Raw genomic sequence first — 5,951 nt, 5'->3', positions numbered from 1 at the left:
GCCTCAACCACGGTGATCTCGCTGCGATATACTCGTTGAATTACGTCTAGTCGTTTCTCGTCTTTCATTGTCAGGGTTGTCATCCTTCCACCCTGACATAATTACGTTGCCGTTAACCCCTGACATAATCACTTTGCTACAACACACACTGGAGGCTGCCAATCCCGGGCATTTAGCGACTGGCCGCTTACTTCAACTGACGCGTCCGAGGCGAGGTAAAGAAAGAGCGGCACCACGCTCTCCGCAGTCGGCAACATCAATGGATCTTCGTCGGGATAAGCCTGGGCGCGCATGGCGGTGCGGGTTGCCGCTGGATTGACCGAATTCACCCGAATGCCGGCTGATTTTACTTCATCGGCGAGCACTTGAGTGAAGCCCTCCAGCCCGGCTTTGGAGACTGCATAGGCCCCCCACTTGGCCTTGCCGAGCCGGCCGACCCCCGAAGTGACGTTGATGATCGAGCCGCTTCGGCGTGCCAACATCGTCGGCAAAACTTCGTGGGTGATCAAAAATAAGCCGGTTAAATTGGTCCGCAGCACGTCATCCCAGGTGGCGAGCGGATAATCGGCGATGGCGACACGCGGACCGAGAATACTAGCGTTGTTGACCAAAACATCGATGGCGCCAAACCGTGCTAGCGCGGCCTGAACAATCCGTTGCGCATCTTGGACTCGCGCGATGTCGCCAGCCACGCCGTCAACAGCGAGCTCGCGGCAAGTATTTTCGACATCGCTGGGATTGCGTCCGCAAATAAAAACCCGCGCGCCGGCGTCGGCATAAGCTGCCGCAATCGCCCGGCCGATACCGCGGCTGGCGCCGGTGATCAAAGCGCTTTTGCCGAGCAATATTTTCGCTTCGCTGCTTGCCATCGAGAAATCGCTATAACATAGTCGAAGCAGTCATGGAATCTCACCCATCGTCAGCCAACTATCCGCGCCGTTTGATCTATTTTCTATTCGCCGTCTTGGCACTCACCTGCATCATCAGCCCATGGCTCGCCCTTGGCGCGGACTGGGTCAGCACAGGCTGGCCGGATTTGCTCGCCGAGCGCGTGCCCTTTCCCCGGATATTTAACCGCGCCTTCATGATCTCCGGCATCGTGCTGTTTATTTTCTGCCGACGCCAATTCGACAGCGCTCAGCTCAAGCGATTATGCATCGCCGGCTGGAGCCGTGGCTGTCGCGATCTCGGCACCGGACTGGCACTGGCGCTCGGCTCGATGGTCCTGCTCGCGGCGCTGATGACTTTTAGCGCGGTGTACACGCCATTTTTTCGTGTGTCGTTGGGTCAAGGTCTGGGCACCGTCGCCCGCGCGGTGAGCGCCGGCATCTTCGCCGGTGGCTTAGAAGAAGTCTTTTTTCGCGGCTTGCTCTTCAAAGGCATCCACGACGCCGGCCATCCGCTACGCGCCTTTCTCGGCGTCAATCTATTTTTTTCGGCACTGCACTTTGTCCGTCCGGGTCAAAGCTATTTTCTCGACAGCCTCGATCCGTTCGCCGGCTTTCGCCACCTGCTCACAACCTTCGCGCCCTTTGGCGAGCCGCTAGCAATACTGCCTGGACTGCTTGGCCTGTGGCTCATCGGCATCGTGCTCAGCTACGCGCTGATTAGAAGCAGCAAAATTTATCTGTCCATTGGTTTACACGCCGGTTGGATCGTCGGCTTAAAATCTTTGCGCGTGTTCGGCGATTTTCGCCGCGCCGATCTCGGCTGGCTGTACGGCGCCAGCGATCCAAAAATCGTCAGCGGCGCGGCGACTTTCGTCGGCGTGTTCGTCGTCGGCATCTTAGTACATTGGATCACGAGAAACCGTGGCAACGGGATTTCCGATTCTTAATACCCTTCAATCAGCACCGCACTAACAGCAACTCGCTCAGCTCGGCAATTGAATTTAACGATTCGATGCGCTGCACCGTGGCGATTATTTTCTCGCCGCTTTCAGCCGGCAACGCTAGGCGCGCATTGGCGCGAAACTTATCGACGATCTCTTCCGGCGGCAGCGGATCTTCCAGACCGCCGCGCGGATGGGGCTGGTTCTCTTCCAATACTTGACCGTTGGTGAGAATAACTTTGACGTGGCCGGAAAAATGGCGCGGATAGTCGATGGTCGGATCGAGTTCGTAGCGCACCTTAGCCGCCAACTTGAGCACAATCGGATCGGCGATCGCCGCGTCAGTGAATTCCTCAAGCCCGGCCCGGCCGCGCACCAGCATCACCGCGATGCTAAACGGCAGGCTGAACTTGGCGCCGTAAGCGCTCAGCGGTTTTTGCTTGTCCGCCAGCGGCTCCCACAAGCGATGCACCGGACCTTCCGCCGTGCGGCAAACCACTTCGGCAATTTCATCCGGCGCAGGTGAAAACTTTTGCTTAATCTTGAGGGCGCAGTCCATGTACGGATGCGAGATCGAACCGCAGGGATAAGACTTAAACGCCAGCTTAGGAATCTCCCAAGCTTTGCCGAGTTCCAAAAGTTTCTCGAAGCGATAATCGTTCTTGCCGCCGAAGGCTTTGAAAAAACCGTCGGTGCCTTCGAAAACTTTCGCCGGCCCGCGAAAACCCTCTTGCGCCAGCAAACAAGCGATCACACCGCCATGGGCGGACCAACCGGGATGCATGCGCTTGGTCCAAGTGCCGTCGGCGAGATATTCGATAATGCCCGAGCTTTGACTACCGCACAGGCCGAAGGCATCGACCCACTGATCGGTGTTAAGTCCGTACAGTCTGCCCGCCGCGGCCGCCGCGCCAAAGGTCGAACAGATCGCCGTTGGATGAAAACCGCGGGCGTGAAATTTTCCTGGCGCCACCAGGCCGACTTTGCACAACACTTCGGTGCCGATCAGCGCCGCTTCGAGCATCGCGGCGCCGCTAGCGCCGACTTCTTCGCCGACGGCGAGAGCGGTCATCCAAGCGCAGGATCCGGTGTGAACGATCGCCTCTTCCAAAGTGTCGTCGTAGTCGAGCCCGTGCGCCAGCGTGCCGTTGGCGATCACTGCATTGGCCGCCGCTACGCGATTGGCCGAGCCGATCACCACGCTATGTTTATCGCCGCCGAGTTTGCGCGCGACGTTGCTAACCATCACGCCGAAATCCATGGTCGATGACGCCAACGCGATGCCGAGCGTGTCGAGAAAAACTAATTTGGCTTTGGCGATCACATCCGCCGGCACGTCAGCGAGTTTGAGACCGTTGGCGAATGCGCCGATGCCGCGTGAATAGGATTGGGAATTATTTTTTTGTGCCATGAACCGCCCTTATGTTAATTTAGTCTTTGACAAGCTTTTTCCTAACATACTACGCTGCCGCAATAAGGAAAATGACATGATCTCTTTCGCCCTGCTCATCGGCCCGCTATCCTTGGCGGTAGGCATATTGCTGCTGCTCATCGGCTTAGCGGCGCTACTCTGGCTCAGCGGCAAGCTCGAAGGTTACGATCCGGTCAACGAAATGCTTTTCCGCGATAATGGCGCGCTGGCGCTGCGCTACGCGTTGTTCTCCATCGCCGTGGTCTTCGCTTTGCTCGCTATCTTCGATCGCAGCCAAGGCGACGCCGGCGCCTGGTTCTTCACTCAACATGCGCTCTTGGCCGTGATCCTAATCTATCTCTCGCGCTATCTAAACGACTGGCTGATTCTCTACCACTTCAGCAACAACCGCGAAGTCGTCCAGGAGAAGAACGTCGCCGTGGCCTTCGTCGAGGGTGCTACCTATCTCGCCAGCGCCTACGTCGTCGGCGGAGCATTTTACGACTGGGAAAACGGCATAGCGGTCGCCCTTGTCTGGTTTCTAATCGGACAGCTCATGCTAATTTTGCTGGCGTTTCTCTACCGGCTCGCCGGCAAAGGCGTTGACGCGGCGTTAGACGAACAAAATCTCGCGGTCGGTATTGACCTCGGTAGTTTTCTGCTTTCCGGCGGCATGGTTTGCGGCGCCGTCATCAGCGGCCCATCGCAGGGCTGGCGCAGCGATATTTCAACCGTCGCGCTTTATCTCGGCGCATGGGTTCTGCTAATGCTCGCCGCGCATGTGATCTCCGATAAGTTGACGTTTCGCGCAACGCGCTTGGGCGAGGAAGTGATGGAACAACGCAACATCGCCGCCGCATTGTTCAAAGCGGTGATCTTTCTAGCACTAACAATGGGCTACGTGCACGGATAAGCCGCGATGAAGAAATCCGTCAAGGTCACGCTCGCATTTCTGTCATCCTTCGCCGCCGCCGTCATGAACGGCTGCGACAACGGGAACGATGGCAAAGACGGAGACTGGGTCGAAGCCAAGCGCTGCGTCGACAACAACAATGTCGTCGTCGAAGAGCGCTGGTGCGAAGCCGGCGGTCCGGCGAGCCATTACTATTCCCACTACTACGGCGGCCACGGCTATTACATGGGCGAGCGCGCCAGCGGCGGCGGCCGCTTCGCCCAACCTGGAGTCAACTACGCCAGCCCGAGCCACGTCACTCGCGGCGGCTTCGGCGCCACCGGCAGAGCGTTTGTCTCCGGCGGCAGCTAAAGCAAGCGAAGGATTGAATGAAACGCATAGCGATTAATCCGCGCGCCGATTGGCAAAAGAAAGTCGAAGCGGTGGGCTTTATCTATCATCACACCGAGGGCCGCCCCTATTGGAACGAGTCGGCTTACTACTCTTTTCGCGCCAGTGAAATTGATCAAATCGAACTCGCCACGAACGAACTGCACGAGATGTGTTTGCAAGCGGCCCAGCACATCATCGACGGGAATCGCTTCAAAGAGCTGAGCATCCCCGATGCGGCGATTGCGATCATCAAGCAAGCCTGGGAAGACGAGCCGCCGGCGCTCTATGGCCGCTTCGACTTGGCCTACGACGGCGACGACTTGAAACTGCTCGAATATAACGCCGACACGCCGACCGCGCTGCTCGAAGCGTCCGTCGCGCAATGGTATTGGCTGCAAGACTGTTTTCCCAAGCTCGATCAGTTCAACTCGATCCATGAAAAGCTTTTGGCCAAATGGCAGGAGCTTAAACGTTATGTGGCGAATCCGTTGCACTTCGCCTATCTTGAACCGCCGGATGTCGAGAACAGCGAAGACTTGATGACCGTCAGTTACTTGATGGACGTTGCAACCCAGGCGGGAATCGAAGCCGTGCTCATGCGCATCGACGACATCGGTTGGGACGAAGTGCAAAACTGCTTCGTCGATTTAAACGGCCGGCCCATGCGTAGCGTCTTCAAACTCTATCCGTGGGAGTGGCTGCTCCGCGATCCCCAGGGAAACCAGTTACTTTCAACTTACACGCTCACCCAATGGATCGAACCGATCTGGAAAATGCTGCTATCGAACAAAGGCATCCTGCCAATCCTCTGGGAACTTTTCCCCGGCCATCCGAACTTGCTCGAATGCTATTTCAACGAACCGAAGCAGATGACCGACTACGTAAAAAAACCGCTGCTTTCACGTGAAGGCGCCAATCTTTCCATCCAACGCGGCGGTTCAATGCAGAAAACAGAAGGACCGTACGGCCAAGAAGGTTTCGTCTGCCAAGCGCTAGCGAACATTCCCAACTTCGGCGGAGCTTATCCAGTGCTAGGAAGTTGGCTAATCGATGGTATTGCGGCGGGAGTCGGCATCAGAGAATCCACCACGCTCGTGACCAACAACCTAAGTTGCTTCGTGCCGCATTTGTTCGAGTAACCACTTTGCGCTAAGACAAAAAGCCGTGGCCACAAGCATCGGAAGATATTTCCTATGCCATGCGATCTGCAAAGCTTGCTGCTGATAGTCGCGAAAGATTGTAGTCATTGTTATGTCTGACCCCAAATCCTGACCCCATATAAATCGCGGGCGTAAAGTGTACCACTGAACCGGCAAAGATCTGGCAGAAAATGGCGGGTCAAAAGTGTACCGGTCCTGTAGGCTGTCTCGATGTTATTGAATGGCATCGGGAGGCTGGAAGGATGTTCACAGTGGAGCTTTATG

6 protein-coding genes are annotated in these 5,951 nt (G+C 56.6%); 4 read left to right on the top strand and 2 right to left on the bottom strand.

Features of this window, described 5'->3' with window-relative positions; translation table 11 throughout:
• Window positions 1-128: 128 nt before the first annotated feature.
• Entirely contained in the window at window positions 129-869 is a 741-nt protein-coding gene (locus EXR70_24740) for an SDR family NAD(P)-dependent oxidoreductase (GenBank protein MSP41705.1), read from the bottom strand.
• Between the two features lie 32 nt (window positions 870-901).
• Between EXR70_24740 and EXR70_24735 the strand changes: the two genes are divergently transcribed.
• Window positions 902-1,837, top strand: coding sequence for a CPBP family intramembrane metalloprotease (locus EXR70_24735; protein ID MSP41704.1), 936 nt, complete (start codon window positions 902-904; stop codon window positions 1,835-1,837).
• Between the two features lie 10 nt (window positions 1,838-1,847).
• Here the strand turns inward: EXR70_24735 and EXR70_24730 are convergent, their stop codons facing one another.
• Complete coding sequence (locus EXR70_24730; protein ID MSP41703.1) at window positions 1,848-3,242, bottom strand: MmgE/PrpD family protein; 1,395 nt, start codon at window positions 3,240-3,242, stop codon at window positions 1,848-1,850.
• On the opposite strand from EXR70_24730, the gene EXR70_24725 reads away from it, so the two are divergent.
• Genes EXR70_24725 through EXR70_24715 form a run of 3 tightly spaced genes read left to right on the top strand, consistent with a single transcriptional unit; the run spans window position 3,241 to window position 5,666 of the window.
• A complete protein-coding gene (locus tag EXR70_24725) occupies window positions 3,241-4,155 on the top strand; it encodes a DUF350 domain-containing protein (GenBank protein MSP41702.1) in 915 nt (304 codons plus the stop codon). The genes EXR70_24730 and EXR70_24725 overlap by 2 nt on opposite strands.
• A gap of 6 nt (window positions 4,156-4,161) precedes the next feature.
• The gene (locus EXR70_24720; GenBank protein ID MSP41701.1) at window positions 4,162-4,506 is read left to right on the top strand and encodes a hypothetical protein; all 345 of its coding nucleotides are present in this window, start codon (window positions 4,162-4,164) and stop codon (window positions 4,504-4,506) included.
• 17 nt (window positions 4,507-4,523) lie between these two features.
• A complete protein-coding gene (locus EXR70_24715; protein MSP41700.1) occupies window positions 4,524-5,666 on the top strand; it encodes a glutathionylspermidine synthase family protein in 1,143 nt (380 codons plus the stop codon).
• Window positions 5,667-5,951 lie beyond the last annotated feature (285 nt).

Source organism: Deltaproteobacteria bacterium (assembly GCA_009692615.1).
GTDB lineage: Bacteria > Desulfobacterota > Binatia > UBA9968 > UBA9968 > DP-20.
Note: the sequence above shows the minus strand (reverse complement) of the source record. Positions and strands in the feature narration are given on the sequence as shown.